General features: G+C 41.7%; 20 protein-coding genes and 1 tRNA gene. 6 read left to right on the top strand and 15 right to left on the bottom strand.

Features of this window, described 5'->3' with window-relative positions:
- Positions 1 to 23: 23 nt before the first annotated feature.
- Positions 24 to 581, bottom strand: a complete 558-nt coding sequence (locus tag ACPBEH_RS09790; protein WP_424349038.1) for a TetR/AcrR family transcriptional regulator — start codon at positions 579 to 581, stop codon at positions 24 to 26.
- Between the two features lie 164 nt (positions 582 to 745).
- Between ACPBEH_RS09790 and ACPBEH_RS09785 the strand changes: the two genes are divergently transcribed.
- The 4 genes from ACPBEH_RS09785 (at position 746) to ACPBEH_RS09770 (ending at position 3,551) form a co-directional block, all read left to right on the top strand.
- Positions 746 to 1,978, top strand: coding sequence for an aminopeptidase (locus ACPBEH_RS09785; protein WP_424349037.1), 1,233 nt, complete (start codon positions 746 to 748; stop codon positions 1,976 to 1,978).
- Positions 1,978 to 2,169: a hypothetical protein gene (locus ACPBEH_RS09780; protein ID WP_424349036.1), complete on the top strand. Its 192-nt coding sequence runs from the start codon at positions 1,978 to 1,980 to the stop codon at positions 2,167 to 2,169. Before ACPBEH_RS09785 ends, ACPBEH_RS09780 begins: the two co-directional genes overlap by 1 nt.
- A 209-nt stretch (positions 2,170 to 2,378) precedes the next feature.
- Entirely contained in the window at positions 2,379 to 3,089 is a 711-nt protein-coding gene (locus tag ACPBEH_RS09775; RefSeq protein WP_025016249.1) for a VIT1/CCC1 transporter family protein, read from the top strand.
- 141 nt (positions 3,090 to 3,230) lie between these two features.
- Entirely contained in the window at positions 3,231 to 3,551 is a 321-nt protein-coding gene (locus ACPBEH_RS09770; RefSeq protein WP_424349035.1) for a DMT family transporter, read from the top strand.
- 31 nt (positions 3,552 to 3,582) lie between these two features.
- On the opposite strand, the gene ACPBEH_RS09765 is transcribed toward ACPBEH_RS09770, so the two are convergent.
- From ACPBEH_RS09765 to ACPBEH_RS09720, 10 genes are all read right to left on the bottom strand, one after another.
- Positions 3,583 to 3,927: an iron chaperone gene (locus ACPBEH_RS09765; protein ID WP_424349034.1), complete on the bottom strand. Its 345-nt coding sequence runs from the start codon at positions 3,925 to 3,927 to the stop codon at positions 3,583 to 3,585.
- A gap of 101 nt (positions 3,928 to 4,028) precedes the next feature.
- Positions 4,029 to 4,892, bottom strand: coding sequence for a class II fructose-1,6-bisphosphate aldolase (gene fba, locus ACPBEH_RS09760; RefSeq protein ID WP_011375222.1), 864 nt, complete (start codon positions 4,890 to 4,892; stop codon positions 4,029 to 4,031).
- A 349-nt stretch (positions 4,893 to 5,241) separates the two neighbouring features.
- Positions 5,242 to 5,315, bottom strand: a tRNA-Arg gene (locus ACPBEH_RS09755).
- 56 nt (positions 5,316 to 5,371) lie between these two features.
- The gene (locus ACPBEH_RS09750; RefSeq protein WP_424349033.1) at positions 5,372 to 6,568 is read right to left on the bottom strand and encodes an MFS transporter; all 1,197 of its coding nucleotides are present in this window, start codon (positions 6,566 to 6,568) and stop codon (positions 5,372 to 5,374) included.
- A gap of 72 nt (positions 6,569 to 6,640) precedes the next feature.
- Positions 6,641 to 7,168 (bottom strand): transcription repressor NadR, encoded by a 528-nt coding sequence (locus ACPBEH_RS09745; protein ID WP_076645485.1) that lies wholly within the window; start codon positions 7,166 to 7,168, stop codon positions 6,641 to 6,643.
- Between the two features lie 90 nt (positions 7,169 to 7,258).
- Positions 7,259 to 8,707 (bottom strand): glycoside hydrolase family 1 protein, encoded by a 1,449-nt coding sequence (locus ACPBEH_RS09740; RefSeq protein WP_424349032.1) that lies wholly within the window; start codon positions 8,705 to 8,707, stop codon positions 7,259 to 7,261.
- Between the two features lie 15 nt (positions 8,708 to 8,722).
- Positions 8,723 to 9,145, bottom strand: coding sequence for a DUF3284 domain-containing protein (locus ACPBEH_RS09735; protein WP_424349031.1), 423 nt, complete (start codon positions 9,143 to 9,145; stop codon positions 8,723 to 8,725).
- A 26-nt stretch (positions 9,146 to 9,171) separates the two neighbouring features.
- Complete coding sequence (locus tag ACPBEH_RS09730) at positions 9,172 to 9,507, bottom strand: PTS lactose/cellobiose transporter subunit IIA (RefSeq protein ID WP_016265558.1); 336 nt, start codon at positions 9,505 to 9,507, stop codon at positions 9,172 to 9,174.
- Positions 9,508 to 9,810: 303 nt separating this feature from the next.
- Entirely contained in the window at positions 9,811 to 11,157 is a 1,347-nt protein-coding gene (locus tag ACPBEH_RS09725; RefSeq protein ID WP_254681460.1) for a DEAD/DEAH box helicase, read from the bottom strand.
- 12 nt (positions 11,158 to 11,169) lie between these two features.
- Positions 11,170 to 12,168: a Gfo/Idh/MocA family protein gene (locus tag ACPBEH_RS09720; RefSeq protein WP_129584070.1), complete on the bottom strand. Its 999-nt coding sequence runs from the start codon at positions 12,166 to 12,168 to the stop codon at positions 11,170 to 11,172.
- 213 nt (positions 12,169 to 12,381) lie between these two features.
- Here ACPBEH_RS09720 and ACPBEH_RS09715 point away from each other — a divergent pair, with 213 nt between their 5' ends.
- On the top strand, positions 12,382 to 12,726 hold the full coding sequence (locus ACPBEH_RS09715; protein ID WP_104964463.1) for a DUF4828 domain-containing protein: 345 nt from the start codon (positions 12,382 to 12,384) through the stop codon (positions 12,724 to 12,726).
- A gap of 339 nt (positions 12,727 to 13,065) precedes the next feature.
- On the opposite strand, the gene ACPBEH_RS09710 is transcribed toward ACPBEH_RS09715, so the two are convergent.
- The 4 genes from ACPBEH_RS09710 to ACPBEH_RS09695 form a co-directional block, all read right to left on the bottom strand.
- The gene (locus tag ACPBEH_RS09710) at positions 13,066 to 13,929 is read right to left on the bottom strand and encodes an IS3 family transposase (RefSeq protein WP_424350054.1); all 864 of its coding nucleotides are present in this window, start codon (positions 13,927 to 13,929) and stop codon (positions 13,066 to 13,068) included.
- 11 nt (positions 13,930 to 13,940) lie between these two features.
- Positions 13,941 to 14,624: a transposase gene (locus tag ACPBEH_RS09705; protein WP_424348575.1), complete on the bottom strand. Its 684-nt coding sequence runs from the start codon at positions 14,622 to 14,624 to the stop codon at positions 13,941 to 13,943.
- Positions 14,625 to 14,710: 86 nt separating this feature from the next.
- Entirely contained in the window at positions 14,711 to 15,088 is a 378-nt protein-coding gene (locus tag ACPBEH_RS09700; protein WP_424349030.1) for a YxeA family protein, read from the bottom strand.
- Between the two features lie 15 nt (positions 15,089 to 15,103).
- Complete coding sequence (locus tag ACPBEH_RS09695; RefSeq protein WP_424349029.1) at positions 15,104 to 15,853, bottom strand: GH25 family lysozyme; 750 nt, start codon at positions 15,851 to 15,853, stop codon at positions 15,104 to 15,106.
- Positions 15,854 to 15,998: 145 nt separating this feature from the next.
- Between ACPBEH_RS09695 and ACPBEH_RS09690 the strand changes: the two genes are divergently transcribed.
- Positions 15,999 to 16,193: a hypothetical protein gene (locus ACPBEH_RS09690; RefSeq protein WP_101378020.1), complete on the top strand. Its 195-nt coding sequence runs from the start codon at positions 15,999 to 16,001 to the stop codon at positions 16,191 to 16,193.
- The last annotated feature ends 20 nt before the right edge of the window (positions 16,194 to 16,213 follow it).

Here is a 16,213-nt window from a genome sequence, read left to right as displayed (position 1 = left end):
TCGATAACCAACTTTTTTTATTTTTAGACCCGTTCCAGTTCAAAACAGCGCATTAACATCACACCGATTTGTGTTGAGGCGGATTCTTCATCAAATTGTATCAAATGTGCATTGATTAACGTCGCAAAGCCCGTCATTGTAATCCAAATTTCATTAACCACTTGTTGTTGCTGTTCTTTTGTCAGGCGTTGGAGTGGCTGATAATCGTGGAGCCGAATATCAGTCACTTGGTTAACAAAAGCGCGTGTTTCTGCAGCACCAAAATGGTTATCAATAAATAACGCCCGGTAGAGTTCTGGTTCAACCGTCGCAAAACGAATATAACCCACACCCAAGTTCACAAGTGCGTCGTCATGATGCTGTTCTTCACTGACATACCAAATTAACCGCGCCTTAGCTTGTTCTAAGACGGCCTGTTTCAATTCAGACATACTGCCAAATTCAAGGTAAATCGGCTGTGTTGAGCAGTCCAAAGCAGTTGCTAATTTACGGGCTGTGATTGATTTCAAACCATCCTTCAAAACAATTTCATATGCTTTATCGAGAATTTGTTCCGCTTTTATTCTTTTTTTACGTGCCATTTTACCAGCACCTCCCACCTCATTATTGACTTAAAACAGATTCATTAATGTCACTCTAACACAAAATTAAATAACATGAAAACGTTTTTATGGTTAAGGCGAGTTTTTTTAATCATCCTATGCTATGATATTGGTATCAAATAGGCTTTAAGGAGGATTTTTTTATGACAACTTTCCAACATAATCTTGAAAAATACGCAGCATTAATCGCGAAAACGGGGATCAATGTCCAAGACGGCGATACCGTTGTCATTCAAATCGCAGTTGGCCAAGCCGAATTCGCCCGCGACATTACGGCTGCTTGTTACGATTTAGGCGCTGCCGAAGTAATCATCAAGTGGCAAGACGATGCTATTGATCGCATCAACATGCAACACAAAGCCCAAGACCGCTTGGTTGACGTGCCAGACTTCCAAAAACAAGAATACGACTACTGGTTAGCAAACAATGCTAAACGAATTTCAGTGATGTCTAGTGACCCTGATAACTTGAAGGGCTTAGATGGCGATCGCGTTGCCGCTGCCCAACTTGCCAATGGCAAAGCAATGCTCAAGGTCCGCCAAGCCACACAAGCCAACAAGAATAGTTGGATCGTTGTAGCAGCTGCTAGTCCTGCTTGGGCCCACAAAGTCTTCCCTGATTTAGAAGCGCAAGAAGCGACTGATAAATTATGGACTGAAATCTTCAAAACAACTCGTGTGGACCAACCAGATCCAATTTTAGCCTGGGAAGAACACGGCAAGAAATTACAAGCTAAAGCAGCCGAATTAAACGCTGCCCAATTCAAAGCCCTCCACTATACTGCTCCTGGTACTGATTTAACAATCGGCTTACCTGAAAACCATATTTGGATTGGTGGTCCTAACCAAAGTAGCGATGGTCGCCCATTTGTTGCCAACATGCCAACTGAAGAAGTCTTCTCAGCGGCTGATGCCAACCATATTGACGGTTATATCTCATCCACTAAACCATTGAGCTATGCTGGTAACACTTTGAATCACATGCAATTCACCTTCGAAAACGGTCGCGTGATTAAAGCCACTGCTGAAGAAGGCAACGATGTCCTTCAAAAACTATTACAAACAGACGAAGGCGTTAAGAGTTTAGGTGAAGTGGCCTTAGTACCAGACCCCTCACCAATCTCACAATCAAAGATCACCTTCTACAATACGTTATTCGACGAAAATGCGTCAAATCATTTGGCTTTAGGCTCAGCTTACGCCTTTTCAATTGAAGGTGGCACTGACATGACACAGGAAGAATTAAAAGCAGCTGGCTTAAATCGTAGCCAAGCACACGTTGATTTCATGGTTGGTTCAAGTGATATGAACATCGATGGTTTAACACATGATGGTCAAATCGTCCCAGTCTTCAGAAACGGTGACTGGGCTGACTAATGCTAACTTTTTGGCTCATGCTGTTGGGTATTTCAATTTGCCTGACCACCTTTTTTGTCGGTTTAACCGGCTACTACTATTTTCAAAAACAGGCCACTAAATTATTAGTGGTCATCTCGTTATTTGGGATTGTCTGTACAGTCGTCACTTATTACTACTTCCATCAGGCCCTATTAACACCCGCTTTATAATTAAACAAGGATTGGTCCCAAATTCATATTTGGCCCCAATCCTTTTTATTTTCTTTAATAACACTTGCACTTAATAACCATTCGAATCTAACCTAGCAATTGATTTGACACGATTCTTTTGTTGTGAAGGATTTCCCAAAAGACATTGATAATCTTTCTCAATTAGCTATAATGAGGTTAAATCAGTCAATACTAAGGAGATCTCGCTCATGAAGGCTATCACGACCACCAACGCGCAACCACTAGAACATCACTTTCATCTATCAGAACGACTCAACATCATTCGGGCCGGTGTTCTAGGTGCCAATGATGGTATTATTTCGGTTGCTGGGATTGTGGTTGGCGTCGCTAGTGCACACCAAAGCCAATATACCCTCTTTTTAGCTGGGATTTCTGGCATGTTAGCGGGCGCCTTTTCAATGGGCGGCGGTGAATACGTTTCGGTCAGCACACAACGTGATACGCAAAAATCAATGATGCGCCTCCAAAAAGAAGCGATTCAAAACGAATATGATGCTGAAGTAGCTAGTTTACAACGGACCTACGAGTCAAAAGGCTTACCGACACCGCTCGCTAACCAAGTTGCCACAGCTTTCATGCAAAAGGATAGTCTTGATATTACGCTCCGCGAAAAATATAACATTGAACTACACCACTATTTTAATCCCTGGCACGCGGCTTTTTCATCCTTCTTCTCGTTCATCTTAGGCTCGCTCTTACCAATCCTCACGATTCTAGCGATTCCTTATCCTTACAAAGTCAGTGGGACGGTAGCATCCATTGTTGTTGCCTTAATCATTACCGGCTACACAAGTGCCACGCTAGGTCATGCCAACCGCTTCAAGGGTATTTTGCGTAACGTCTTAACCGGCGTTTTAACAATGGTCGTCACCTACTTAATTGGCGGTTCAATCGGTTAGGCTTTTCTTTGTTCACTAAATTTGCTATGATAGGTTTAATTTAATCGTTGCCACCGGGCAGTTAATCACTTCTATAGGTCATAGAAGAAGTGATTGGCTGCCCTTTTTTTATGGCGCGACAACATTAGGAGGCTTTATATTATGGCATGGTTTGATTTATTAATCGCAGGATTAGCAGAGGTTTGGTGGGCAACTACCATGAAGATGAGTAGCGGTTTTACCAAGCTCAACTACACGTTATTAACAATTGTCGGGATGATCGTTAGCTTTGGCTTTTTGATTCGTGCAACTAAAGGCTTACCGCTCAGTATCGCTTACCCCGTTTGGACTGGGATTGGTGCCGTTGGGGCGATTTTAGTCGGTGTGATTTTATTCAATGAACATCTTAGTTTGTTAACTTGGTTATTCGTGATTTTACTCGTGATTGGGATTATCGGGATTAAAGTGACGAGCGGTCATTAAACAAAAATAAGCTTACCCGCTATGGGTAAGCTTATTTTTGTGCTTGCGCTAACTGCCAACGTGCAATGTTTTGGATGAGCTCAACTGGAAATGCCGCACTGTCCTTTTTAAATTGCAGCGTTCCTTTACCCGTTTGATAAGGCGCGACTTTTTTTGCAAAATGAGCCATCGGTTGATTCGTTGGATAGAAACCAACATGGCGCTTGTTAATGCCAAAATAACAAAGTGCCTTAGGTTGGTAATAGCCAACTAACCCGTAAGCCAATTTAACTTCGGCATCCGGCAACGCCGTACAAATAATCTTGTGCATTGACAGTGCAAGTTCACGATCATTATCATTTTCTAAACCAGCCAAGTATTGTGCCACATTGTCCATTTTAGCCCCACCTTTATTTTGCTATTATCTTAACACAAGCCTTCAAAAAAATGCCAATAAAAAAAGCCCAACCGAAGTTGGACTTTTTTGATAAATAATAATTATTTAACAGCTGGTGTACCGAACCATTCGATACGTGATTCAACTGTGTCTTTGATTGCTTTTGTACCAGGTGCAAGAACTTTACGAGGATCAAAGCCTTTTTCAGCTTCGTCTTTGTCTGCAGCGTAGTATGCTTTAACAGCTTTTGACCATGCAATTTGTTGTTCTGTATTAACGTTAACCTTAGCAATACCCATGTCGATTGCTTTAAGGATTTGTTCCTTAGGAATACCTGAACCACCGTGTAATACAAGAGGAATCTTGATTTCAGCAGCTAATTCTTCTAAACGGTCAAAGCTTAAACCTTGCCAGTTTTCAGGGTATACACCATGAATGTTACCAATACCAACAGCTAAGTAGTCAGGACCAGCAGCTGCTAATTGTTTAGCTTCTTCAACATCAGCTAATTCACCAGCACCAACGATACCGTCTTCTTCGCCACCAATTGAACCAACTTCGGCTTCAACTGAGATACCTTTAGCATGTGCTAAAGCAACGATTTCTTTTGTCTTTGCTAAGTTTTCTTCGAATGGTAAATCATGACCATCGAACATAACTGAGTTGTAACCAACTTCGATACATTCTTTAGCAGCTTCGTAGTTACCGTGATCTAAATGCATGATAACAGGAACAGTGATGTTCATTGACTTGATTGTTTGTTCAACCAAGTTCTTGCATAATTCGTAACCACCCATATATTTAGCAGCACCCATTGATGTTTGGATCAAGATTGGTGTGTTAGTTTCTTGAGCAGCACCTAAGATAGCACGTGTCCATTCAAGGTTGTTTGTGTTGAAAGCACCAACAGCGTAATGACCTTCACGAGCAGCTTTAAAGATTTCTGTACCATTAACTAATGACATGAAAAAGCCTCCAGATTAATTGCAACTTTTTAGTTGCGATTTTTGAATACGAGTCTATTTTACCATATTTTTACTGAATATGAATCACCTTTGACAACTTTCTGAAAATGAAAACGAATTCAATCTCACGAGCTAATTCAGACCGGCTTTGCGCCTAATTCTCAAATAAAAAAATAAACCAAGGCAATAATAATCCCCCACAGCAATAGTGATATTGGAAGCCCATAAACTAGCCCTTTAAACAATAATTTGCCCTCTTAGCGTCCGTATTTACGCAAAAAGAAGAAAATTTAGCGTTATTAACGCTAAACTTTCTTCTTTTATTTTGTTGTTGCTTATTTACTTAAGATGCCCCCGGCGAGAATCGAACTCGCAACCTATCGCTTAGGAGGCGATTGCTCTATCCAGTTGAGCCACGAGAGCCTATAACTCTCATTATCGCATCTCGTGAATTAACTGTAAAGTTGATTTAGCAATATTCAGTCGACATCTGTCATTTTTTGATGCATCGTTTCAACTCCGAATAAGAGGACGGCTCCGGCTGCCATTAAAATCGCAACTGTGAAGATCGTAAAAATCACTGTGATTGAGACTTTTTGATTGATGAGATAGCCGACTAAAAACGGTCCGACAATCCCACCAATCCGCCCAACTGCAGCGGCTAACCCACTTCCGCTGCCACGAATAATGGCCGGATATTGTTCTGGTGTGTAGGCGTACAACGCGCCCCACGCACCCAAATTGAAAAAGGATAACAAGGCGCCGGCACTAATTAATAGAACGACTGATTGGGCGGTACCAAAGAAATAGGCGCTGATCGCCGTTCCGATTAAGAAACTGCCGAGAACCCATTTACGGCCCCACTTTTCGATTAACCAAGCTGCCGAGAAATAACCTGGTAGCTGCGCCAAAGTCATGATTAAGACGTACCCAAAACTGTTGACCAAACTAAAGCCTTTGAGCACCATCACACTTGGTAACCAGAGGAACATTCCGTAATAAGAAAAGACGACTAAGAACCACACAAACCACAATAAGGCTGTTTTTTGGCGGTAAGCTGGTTGCCACAATTTCGTAACGCGTTGCATAAAGGGCAATGGCTTTTGAATCGTAGTTGGTTCGTGGCTATCCTTGACGTGCTCCCGAAGAACTAACGTGTAAATTGCAGGGAGCGACGTAATCAATAAGACAACGCGCCAACCCCAATTAGGAATCACAAAATATGCCAGTAAACTAGCGGCTAACCAACCGGCTGCCCAGAAACTCTCTAGTAAGACGACTGCCCGACCGCGTGTTGAGTCCGGTGTATTCTCTGAAATTAACGTCGAAGCAACTGGTAACTCGCCACCCAACCCAATCCCCACTAATAACCGTAAGGCCATGAAGACGATTAATGATGGGCTAAGCGCTGATAAGCCATTTCCAATTGAAAAAAGTAATAGCGAGAACAGTAAGCTATTCCGCCGCCCAATTTTATCGGCCAAAGCACCGAAGAAGACGGCCCCAATCGCCATCCCGATTGACCCAACACTACCAATTAAACCCATTTGACCACTGTTAAGGTGCCATTCTTTAGCGAGGGCCGCGATTACAAATGATAGTAAGCCCACGTCCATCGCATCAAACAGCCAGGCCCCACCAGCTGCCCATAATAGTTTGTGATGTTCTTTTGTCATCTCAAATCCGCCTCCAAAGTTGATAATAATTGTGTTTATCATACTTCTTAGGTTTACAGGTGTCAAGACACCCTAATTGTTAACGTAGAGAATATCAAGTGCTGACAAGGCCGCTTTAATCCGTTCAAAATCCTGTTCGGAAGCGCATTCGATGGTATGTAGGTGAATCCCCCCAGTAAGTGTTGAGAGTAGTTTTTGTTCGGGATATTTTTTAATTTTCTGCATAAATCCTTTGACATCTGTCAAGTTGTTGATGCCTAGTTGCCCCGTTATTTCGCCGTAGACTTGATGATCAACTGTGACGTCAATCACTCGCCCACCATTTTGAACAATGGCGGTTAATTCAGCGCGCGTCTTGGCTTGTGTGTGCTGGCACACCAATTGTGCGCGATAACCGGTAATTTGTTGAGTTGTTGTTTGGTAATAATAGCCACTGACCGTCGCAATAATATTGACACCCTGCGCTCGAATTAGCGCAATATCGCCCACGATTGTCTGGCGACTTACATGATAGGTTTGGGCTAGTTGCTTGGCACTAATCGGTTGATCACTGTCTTTAATCGCCGCTAAAATGGCGTCTCTTCTTTGTTGGGTTGTCATTGCCGCACCTCGTTTTATCTAATACAGCTATTTTAAGCGTAATTGCACAAAAAAGGAAGTTCCCGTTTTGACAGGAACTTCCTTTATTTTTTAATTTAATTGTTGCCCGTTGCTTCGAATGACGCGTTGGTACCAATAAAAGCTGTCCTTAGGATAGCGATTAAGTTCCTTTTCATCAGTTTCATCCCGATCGACGTAGACAAAACCGTAGCGCTTCTGATAACCATTCGTCCAACTCAATAAATCCGTAAAACTCCAAGTTGTGTAACCAATAACGGTCACGCCATCTGTAATAGCTTCTTGAATTGCTTGAATGTGGGCCTTTAAAAAGGTAATTCGGTAATCATCGTGCACTTCACCGGCGCCATCGAGGCGATCATAAGCACCCAAACCGTTTTCGGTAATTAAGACCGGTAAGCTATAACGACTCTCAATGCGCCGTAATGCCATTCTAAGACCTTCTGGGTCAATATTCCAATCCCAGTCGGTTTGTTGCATATACGGGTTGTCAGCCGTCTTGAAAAGCCCTGGCACACCGCTCGCTTGACTCGTTCCTTTTTTACCGGAAGTGTTTTGTTTGGTTAACCCAACGCCACCGACCAACGGATTAGCCGTCACGGTTGTCGTTTGATAATAGTTGAGTCCCATGAAATCAGGCCGGGCTAATGGGTCTTGTAGTAATGCTTGGTCTGCTGCCGTGATATCTGGCAGCAACCCTTCGCGCGCCCAATAATTTAGAATTAACTTCGGATAGCGACCCCAAGCATAAACATCCAACCATAAATCAGCGTTCAATTGCTCAGCATCATCAGCCGCAATCTGGTTCGCTGGATCAGCATCTAAGGCATAGGTTGGACTATAGGCAAAGCTAGGGCCAATTCCACCTTGATAACCTTTTTCATGGAACAACTTAATCACACTCGCATTGGCTAAGTTCGCCATATGGTTGGCTTGATAAGTCCGTTTGGCATCCATCACTGCTGGTGGGTGTTCTGCGGTTAAGTAGCCGTGCGTAATGAAAATATTTTGTTCGTTCAAGGTTACCCAATGACGAACACGATCGCCAAAACGTTCGAATAGTAAGGCTGCATAAGCTGTAAAATCCGGAATAATCTGCCGAGATTCCCAACCACCATATTCATCTTGCAAGGCTTGGGGTAAATCCCAATGATAAATTGTGACAATCGGTTCGATCTGATTAGCAATTAATTCATCAATTAAACGATCATAAAAAGCTAAGCCTTCTTCATTCACAGTGCCTCGCCCATCAGGCAATACCCGTGGCCACGAAATTGAGAAGCGATAGGCTTTTAAACCCGCCCGCGCCATCAACGCCACGTCTTCTCGATAACGATGATAGTGATCAACCGCGACATCCCCGTTAGTTTCCTTATAGGTCTTCCCAGGAATCCGGACAAACTGATCCCAGACAGACTGGCCCTTGCCCGCTCCTTGATAAGCCCCTTCAATCTGATAGGCCGCCGAAGCTGAACCCCATAGAAAATCTTGTGGGAATGGTGCTAATTGTTGATATTCCATGATCAAACTCTCTCCTTATCCCGCTAGATATGACTTTTCGATTTGCTTCAACATTTTTTTGAAGCCCCGTTTTCTCATAAAGCCTAAAACAGCACCCATCAATAAATCATTCGTTTGTTGTAGTTTACTGTTTGCCTTGGCCTGTTCCCGATAAATCACTTGGATTGCTTGGGGGCCATTGGCAAAAATATCATAACTCGATTGGTAAGTTCCCCGTGAAGAGGTTGTTTCGTAATGATAGCTCTGATCCTTGATCAACTGAGTGACCTTCAAGGTTGCTTTACCGCGATTACCAAACGATTTTTGATACGAATAATTAGCAAGTTGCGCTTCGGTAATTTTTTCGCCGGTTTGTTGTTTGATATCAAATAAAACAGACGTAATAATCTTCTGATAGAAATCACTCGCAGGCATACTCAAATTTTGTTTAATCTCCATAACGCAATCACGCTCTTTCTCTAAATTTAGTACGTTTCAACAGGTAAGCCAGCCATCTTACGATAAACATCGACCACTTCGCCGGCAAGGTCTCTGAACGTAATGGCGTTCATTAAATGGTCTTGAGAATGAACGGTTAATAAAGTGACATCAATATGGTCGCCACTTGCTTCCTTAGTTAACATCCCGGTTTGGACATTATGTGCTTCTGATAACGCAGCATCTGATTCTTGTAACTTAGCAGCAGCTTGGTCAAAGTCACCCTTCTTAGCGGCCTGAATTGCTTCCATTGCACTGCTCTTGGCGTTCCCACCATTAATAATCAATCCCATGATTGTTTCTAAGTTTTGTTCATCTGCCATTGTCGGCACCTCCTAAAATTTAGCTCGTCACTGACTTTCACGCTTGCCTCTTAGTTGTCCCAAGGCCGTTAGCGATAACTGAGGTCTAACGTGGTCTTGTCCAATTTAGATAAAAGGCTTACAAATTAAAAATCAACTCCCAGCGAGTCCGTTCGCTCAAGTGTCCGTCAAACGAAATAAAACCCTTACTTATATTGTAAACGCTTAACTAGAATTGTCAATAAATAGCTTGCCCACTCCCTCACAATACCGCCCAAATAAAAAAGAAACCTCAATTAAATTAAGGTTTCTTCTCTGTTTGGGCTAGACCGTTAAATCTTTGTTTTTCTTGTGATAGCCCTTATTCTTTTGATCGCGTTTACGATTTTTCTTACGTTTTGGCTTTAATGGTTCAGCAGGTTGGCGAGTTGGCACTGGTTTCTTAGCCACTTTTGCCTTACTTCGTTCACCCATTGGTTTGTCATCAGCAACCGGTGTTTTCGTTGGTTGTTGCGTTGGTGTGGCAGCGGCTTTTTGAACCGGTGCGGCTTCCTTCACAACTGCTGGTTTTGTTTCTTCCAAATGATCGCCGACCAAATAACGGGTCACTAAATCATATTCTGGTGCTAACAATTTCCGCAAGTTACGGCCATCATGTTGGTTACCCAACGTTAATACCGTTCCTTCGCGACCCATCCGACCAGTCCGACCAGCCCGATGAATATAGGTAATCTTAGCGTTAGGCACGTCAAAGTTAATGACGTATGGTAAGTCAGTAATATCTAAGCCCCGTCCAGCAACATCCGTCGCTAAAAGCAGTTGAATCTTACCTTCACGGAAGTCTTTTAACGCCTTTTGACGTTCTGTTTGGCGTCCCTGGCCAGATAAAGCAGCATACGTTACCTTTTGGTGTTTCAAGGTTTGAGCCGCTTGTAGTAATTGAGCAGACTGGTTAAAGATCACCAAACCTCTAAAGTTCTTTTGATGCGCTAAATGCCGTAAGACATTGACTTTTTGCGCATTACCAGTTGGAATAAAGGCGTGTAGGACATCCCCACCAGTCTTATCGATTGACCGCACATCAATTGTTTCAATTGGGACACCAAACCAAGTTTCAAGATCGGTTAGTGTATCCGTTGAAGTTGCTGAAAAAAAGCCCAATTGCACATCAGCTGGTGATTCTTGCACAATGTGGCGCGTTTCTGATAAGCCGCTGTCGGTTAGTAATTCGTCCGCTTCGTCCATAATGATGGCTTGAAGCGTATGGAATTTTACCTTGCGTTGTTCACTGAGTTCCAATAAACGCCCAGTGGTTGCAACGATAATTTCTGGTTTCGCCTTGAGCCGTTCGATTTGGCGCTTCACGTTGGCTTTACCAGTAATCGCTTGGACGTTACAATCGATTGCTTTTGCGTAAGGTTGAATCACGTCTCGTGTTTGAATCACGAGTTCTTGTGAAGGGGCCAAAATGAGGACTTGGAGACCTTCACCGGGCATAATTTTTTCTAATAAAGGTAGTGAAAACGCAAGTGTCTTCCCTGAACCAGTTGGGGCTAAGCCCAAAATTGATTTATCCTGTTTTAAAGGTTGGTAAACTGCTTCTTGAATTGGGGAAAGGTCCTTAAACCCTTGTTCATCCCATAGTGCTTGAAATAATGGTGAAACGCTCATGTATTGCCTCCGTTAATGTTGATCTGCATCAAACTGGATCCCGGCCGATTGTCTTAATTGATATAAAACGGCATTGACCGATTGACTTAGTTGTAATAATTCATGATACCGTTTTGTGTCGTGATTAGCAATAATGGTTGCAAAAGTTGCCGCTTCAGCCATCATTGGATTAGCAAGTGATTGTTCGCCGAGGGATGTTATTTTTTGGCCACCTTCTTCATATAAATCGACTTGGCCAATTGTGCCCGCATTATCTAAAACGATTGTGCTTTGGCCGCCATAAATTTCTGATGTTAAGTATGAGTCTACTGTCTTACCAAAGATTAAAGTCACATCGTAGTCTGGGTAATGAAGGGTTGCGACCCCTTTACCGTCTACCTTAGTTGGTAGCATTTCAGCTTGGTAATCAACCGTGATTGGTTGGCCAAACCAGCTGAGTGCATCGTAAACAACATAAACGCCTAAATCTTGTAAGGCACCACCTGAAAAATGAGGTGAGAAAATATTGGGTTCTTCACCCGCTAAAACTGCATCATAGCGAGATGAGTATTTCATATACGACAAGGTTGCCCCGTTAATACTTGGTAATTTGGCAATCGCGTCTTGCACAATTTTGAAATTAGCTTCATGAATTTGGCGCGCTGCCTCAAATAAGAACTGATCGGGATGATCCGCTAATAAAGCAATCATGTCTGCCATTTCGTCCGGATTACTGAAAGCTGGTTTTTCAACAATCACATTTTTACCGGCTTCGATTGCTTGTTTGGCTTGTTTAAAATGCAAGCTATTGGGGGATGCGATATAAACGGTTTCAAAATCGCGACTTTCAAAAAAACCATCGAGGGTTGTATACGTATTTGCGTCAGGCGCAGTATAGTCTGTTTTAAACTGGTCCGCCTTTTCTTCAGTTCTCGAATAAACCGCTGTCAATTTGAACGCTTCTGCATCGCGCGCTGCGTTCACAAACTGGCCTGTAATCCAATTTGTACCAATAATGCCTAATTTTTGCATGTCAGTCAACTCCTTCAATTAATAGTTTTAGTATACGGGTTTTGGCTAGAAAAACCTATTAAAATCAACTGCTAGTTAGTAGCCTCAATTAAGTATTTTAATAAATAATCGCGTTCTTTAACGATTCTTAATAAAATCCGCCTTAAGTCCGATAATTAATTGCACGCAAGCCACGTAATTCGTGCTAAAATAGAGAGTAATTGAGGTGTGACTATGCGAATTTTTGAATTTAAAAAACCACGAGAATTATTTGACCAAACGATTCATCAATATCAACAAAAGGCCCGGGCCACTCAAGCCAGTAAAATAGCAACTTTTTACGCGGGTCATTGGACTTTCGATGATGAAAAAACGCATAAACGACATACGCTTGAAATCACGCCAAATTTACTTATCCAGATTGATCACAAACCATTAACTGGTAAGGTAATTTTGTTAAGTGAAACAGAGCTTATTTTTCTCGACCATTTTGGTTACCAACTCAAAATCACATGTGAAAACCACCAACCGGTTTCAATCTACGACGAAGCAGAAGACACGGAATACCCAATCAAATAAAGAAGAGTGCTTTTATTCACGTTTTGGCTCTGAGCATTAACTCAGCGTGCTAAATGACCGATGAAATCGGTCGTTTAGTGCGCGTGGTTAAGCACAAGAGGCAGTGAATAAAAGCACGTTTAATTTTAGAGTGCTCTTTTCAAGTGCCCCGCTTTTGAGCATTAGCATAGTGTTGTGAATAAGCGACGCAGTCGATTGTTTGCAATACGACGCTAAACGCAAAAAGTGACTTGAAAAAGCCAATTGATACATAAAGAAGCCGCCCAAAATAATGAACCATACCCTGTCAAGTAGACAGATGATTTATAAAAAATGAATGTTTTTTTAAAGTCGTATATTCTATACGGCTTTTTTGTATACTTCGATTGGTGTTAACCCATTGTAAATTGGCATATATCGTTTATTCATATAATAATCAATATATGCGTAAATTCCATCTTTTAAATCGGATAGTGAGTTAAAAGTATGTCGATAGAAATATTCAGACTTCAAAATACCCCAAAAGCTTTCAATCGGCTGATTATCAAGGCAATGTCCCGCGCGGGACATGCTAACATTAATACCATAATGTTCTATCAATCGCTTATATTCAGTTGAGGTATATTGGAAACCTCGATCACTATGAATGATTGGTTTAACATCAGGGAATCTTTTAAAAGCTAATCGTATCGTGTTCATAACCAATTTATTGTCGTTGTGTTTGCTTATCTGATAGGCAACAATTCGTTTATCAAAACTATCTATTATGGCACTTATATAAGCTCGCTCACCGGTATCCCCGTAACTAAGATAGCTAATATCAGTAAACCACTTCTGATTTGGTTTATCCGCATTAAATTCACGACTTATAATATTCCCCGCTGTAAATAAAGACCTGCTACGTTGCCAGATTGGTCGTTTCCGTCTAATATCTGACACAAGTCCCATAATCTTCATTAAGCGTCTAACCGTTTTTATATTAATATCTATTTGATGTTCACGTCTTATTGCACATTTAATTCTAATTGCTCCAAATGTTTTATCTGACTGGTAAAAGCCTTCTTTAATGATTGCCGCTTGTGCTTGCCTGATTTCTTCAGCTTTAGACGGACCAGCCTTTAACCATTTGTAATAGCCACTCCGACTAACTTTTAGTGAAGCACATAGTGCTTTTATTGAATACCGTTTTTCTTGGTGGAGCTCAGATACTGTTGTATATTCCAGGTCATTTGTGGTTAACGAAAATAACCGAATCTTTGTCTGAGCTCCACTTCTTTTTTTGCGATATCTGCTTCCATTTCTAAATACTGATTCCTATTTTTTAGACGTACATTTTCTAGCTTCAAGCGTTCTAATTCAGTTAATTCTTGCTTTTTCTTGTGATGACCACGTCCATCTTTTAAGCCTTCGGCTCCTGAATTTTCATATTTTTTAAGCCAGTTATAGATTTGTTGATAAGATACCCCATACTTTTGAATTGCTGCTTGATAATCTCGACCTTTTTTTAAAGTATATTCAACTATCTCAATTCGTTCTGTAAATGACGTACTACGACCGCTTTTCATAGACGAAAGCCCCAATCTTTTTGGTTTCCATTGCTTTCGTTCATTATAAAGCCTTATCCATTTTCTCAATACTAATCGGTCACTAATATCATATTTTTGTATTGCTTCGCTGATTAATAATCCGTTTTTTACTACGTCTATAACTGCGTCGTGCTTAATTTGTGGGGGATAATTTCTAACTATCTTGTAGGGACGAATCCCGTTAACGCCCCATTTTTGGTATTTTCTAATCCAGTCACGTAGTGATGATTTGGCTACAGAAAAATCTTTGCTGACGGCTGAGATTGATGCTTGATTATTTAGTACAGCTTGAACTGCTTCGATTTTCTTTAAATATGAAATCCGTTTACTCACAAAAATACTCCTCTCTGGGTACACACTTTTTATAATTCAAGTGTCTACTTTGAGGGGAGTATATCATAATTTGGGCGGCTTCTTTTTTACCTATTTGATTGTTTAGCCAATGCCTTTTCAGCTGCTTTTGGTAAATCAGCTTGGTCCACCTTTTGCCATGACATCACACCTTTGCGATCGTTAACCTTTAATTCAAGGTAGGCTTGTTTTTGTAAGCGTGAACTTTTAGCACTATTAAAGCTCACCTTTTTTTGATGGCCAGCCTGATCATATGCGGGCAGGTCGTATTGGTAAGAAACATATGATTTACCTTCTGTGTCCTTATCGACCTGCTTCGTACCATTTGTTGTAATTTGTGTGTAGTAGGTTTCACCACCGTAATAATATTCCTTAATGCCCCAGCTACCGCCAATAAAGAAAATCACGATGATGATTAATAATAACCAGCCTTTGCGTTTAAACATATTTAGGCTCCATTTCTATTTGAGTTTTTGCCATTGTTGCGGTGTCCCCGTGAAAACTGCCAATTGATATTCTGAATCATCACGGCCACCTGGTATTTTGCTAGCAGTGGTATACTGCCAAAAGCCATTCTTAGTGCCGACTGTCGGCCGCTGTTGCGTTGTTTGCCACAGTGGATAAGTGCCTTTTGTTGGGACATAACGTTTCAACAACGCCGGCGCGCCACCGATAATGCAATCTTGATGATAATACTGATTGATGAGCGTCACAAACCGTGCAATCGCCCGCTGTGTCTTAGCTTTTGCCGGTGGTTTTTGTGCGTAATCATTGTAGTAAGAAAGATAAACCATGATTGGTAGATGACCAGTATCTTGCCCGACTGATTTGATAAACTGTTGGGCCTGGTCTTCAGGTGAGCTATCAAAACTGAAGAAATGATAAACTCCGACTGATAGGCCTGAGCCCTCTGCCCGACTATAATTACTATCGAAATTATCATCCTTATAGGAAGCCCCTTCGGTCGCTTTTAGATAAACGAATTTTAGACCTTCTTTTTTCAAAATTTGATAATCTTGGTAGCCATCTTCTTGGCTAATCTGGGCCCCTAAGACGGGATATTGTTGTTCATTGGGTCGATCAGTTCGATTTTGGAGCCACCACCAAATACCAGTGATCACCGCAATTGCTAAGAGGCTTAGTAAAACTATTCGGCGCCAGTAGCGCTTTTGAAAACTATCTTGAAAAATCGGCGTCATTCGACGTTTCATCGTTTCACCCCAACTTAAGCTTAGTACGCTTAGTTTACTATTTTCATTAACCGCAAACAAGCGACCTAACAATTTTGTTCGTCGTTGTCACTTTTGTTTGCCTTTTCACTTGAATGGTCTACAATATGTTCAAAGGAGGCGGATTATGCTAGATGAGCGTTTACTGGGGTTAACATTCCAGCTGCCCGATGCACAATCGGCGGGCGTGATTTCTTTTTTCGGCGTCTTATATCATTACCGTGTTACCGGACCAGCGGAAACTGGTCTACTAGTTGTCGTCACTGATGTATCACCATTATACTTAACAGTTACGGCCCAACACAATGTTTTAGAATACTAGTTTTACTTTGGAGAGGAAGT

Source organism: Latilactobacillus parasakei (assembly GCF_049674265.1).
GTDB classification, from domain to species: Bacteria; Bacillota; Bacilli; order Lactobacillales; family Lactobacillaceae; genus Latilactobacillus; species Latilactobacillus sakei.
The sequence above is the reverse complement of the archived record's forward strand: the minus strand, read 5'-3'. Positions and strand labels throughout refer to the sequence as shown.

Excerpts from the sequence above, each read along its gene's own strand:
- ACPBEH_RS09720 (WP_129584070.1), bottom strand. The coding sequence starts at position 12,168 with ATGCAAAAATTAGGCATTATTGGTACAAATTGGATTACAGGCCAGTTT.
- ACPBEH_RS09765 (WP_424349034.1), bottom strand. The coding sequence starts at position 3,927 with ATGGACAATGTGGCACAATACTTGGCTGGTTTAGAAAATGATAATGAT.
- ACPBEH_RS09750 (WP_424349033.1), bottom strand. The coding sequence starts at position 6,568 with ATGACAAAAGAACATCACAAACTATTATGGGCAGCTGGTGGGGCCTGG.
- ACPBEH_RS09770 (WP_424349035.1), top strand. The coding sequence starts at position 3,231 with ATGGCATGGTTTGATTTATTAATCGCAGGATTAGCAGAGGTTTGGTGG.
- ACPBEH_RS09690 (WP_101378020.1), top strand. The coding sequence starts at position 15,999 with ATGCTAGATGAGCGTTTACTGGGGTTAACATTCCAGCTGCCCGATGCA.
- ACPBEH_RS09780 (WP_424349036.1), top strand. The coding sequence starts at position 1,978 with ATGCTAACTTTTTGGCTCATGCTGTTGGGTATTTCAATTTGCCTGACC.
- ACPBEH_RS09790 (WP_424349038.1), bottom strand. The coding sequence starts at position 581 with ATGGCACGTAAAAAAAGAATAAAAGCGGAACAAATTCTCGATAAAGCA.
- fba (WP_011375222.1), bottom strand. The coding sequence starts at position 4,892 with ATGTCATTAGTTAATGGTACAGAAATCTTTAAAGCTGCTCGTGAAGGT.
- ACPBEH_RS09715 (WP_104964463.1), top strand. The coding sequence starts at position 12,382 with ATGCGAATTTTTGAATTTAAAAAACCACGAGAATTATTTGACCAAACG.
- ACPBEH_RS09700 (WP_424349030.1), bottom strand. The coding sequence starts at position 15,088 with ATGTTTAAACGCAAAGGCTGGTTATTATTAATCATCATCGTGATTTTC.
- ACPBEH_RS09735 (WP_424349031.1), bottom strand. The coding sequence starts at position 9,145 with ATGGAGATTAAACAAAATTTGAGTATGCCTGCGAGTGATTTCTATCAG.
- ACPBEH_RS09730 (WP_016265558.1), bottom strand. The coding sequence starts at position 9,507 with ATGGCAGATGAACAAAACTTAGAAACAATCATGGGATTGATTATTAAT.
- ACPBEH_RS09725 (WP_254681460.1), bottom strand. The coding sequence starts at position 11,157 with ATGAGCGTTTCACCATTATTTCAAGCACTATGGGATGAACAAGGGTTT.
- ACPBEH_RS09775 (WP_025016249.1), top strand. The coding sequence starts at position 2,379 with ATGAAGGCTATCACGACCACCAACGCGCAACCACTAGAACATCACTTT.
- ACPBEH_RS09745 (WP_076645485.1), bottom strand. The coding sequence starts at position 7,168 with ATGACAACCCAACAAAGAAGAGACGCCATTTTAGCGGCGATTAAAGAC.
- ACPBEH_RS09740 (WP_424349032.1), bottom strand. The coding sequence starts at position 8,707 with ATGGAATATCAACAATTAGCACCATTCCCACAAGATTTTCTATGGGGT.
- ACPBEH_RS09785 (WP_424349037.1), top strand. The coding sequence starts at position 746 with ATGACAACTTTCCAACATAATCTTGAAAAATACGCAGCATTAATCGCG.
- ACPBEH_RS09695 (WP_424349029.1), bottom strand. The coding sequence starts at position 15,853 with ATGAAACGTCGAATGACGCCGATTTTTCAAGATAGTTTTCAAAAGCGC.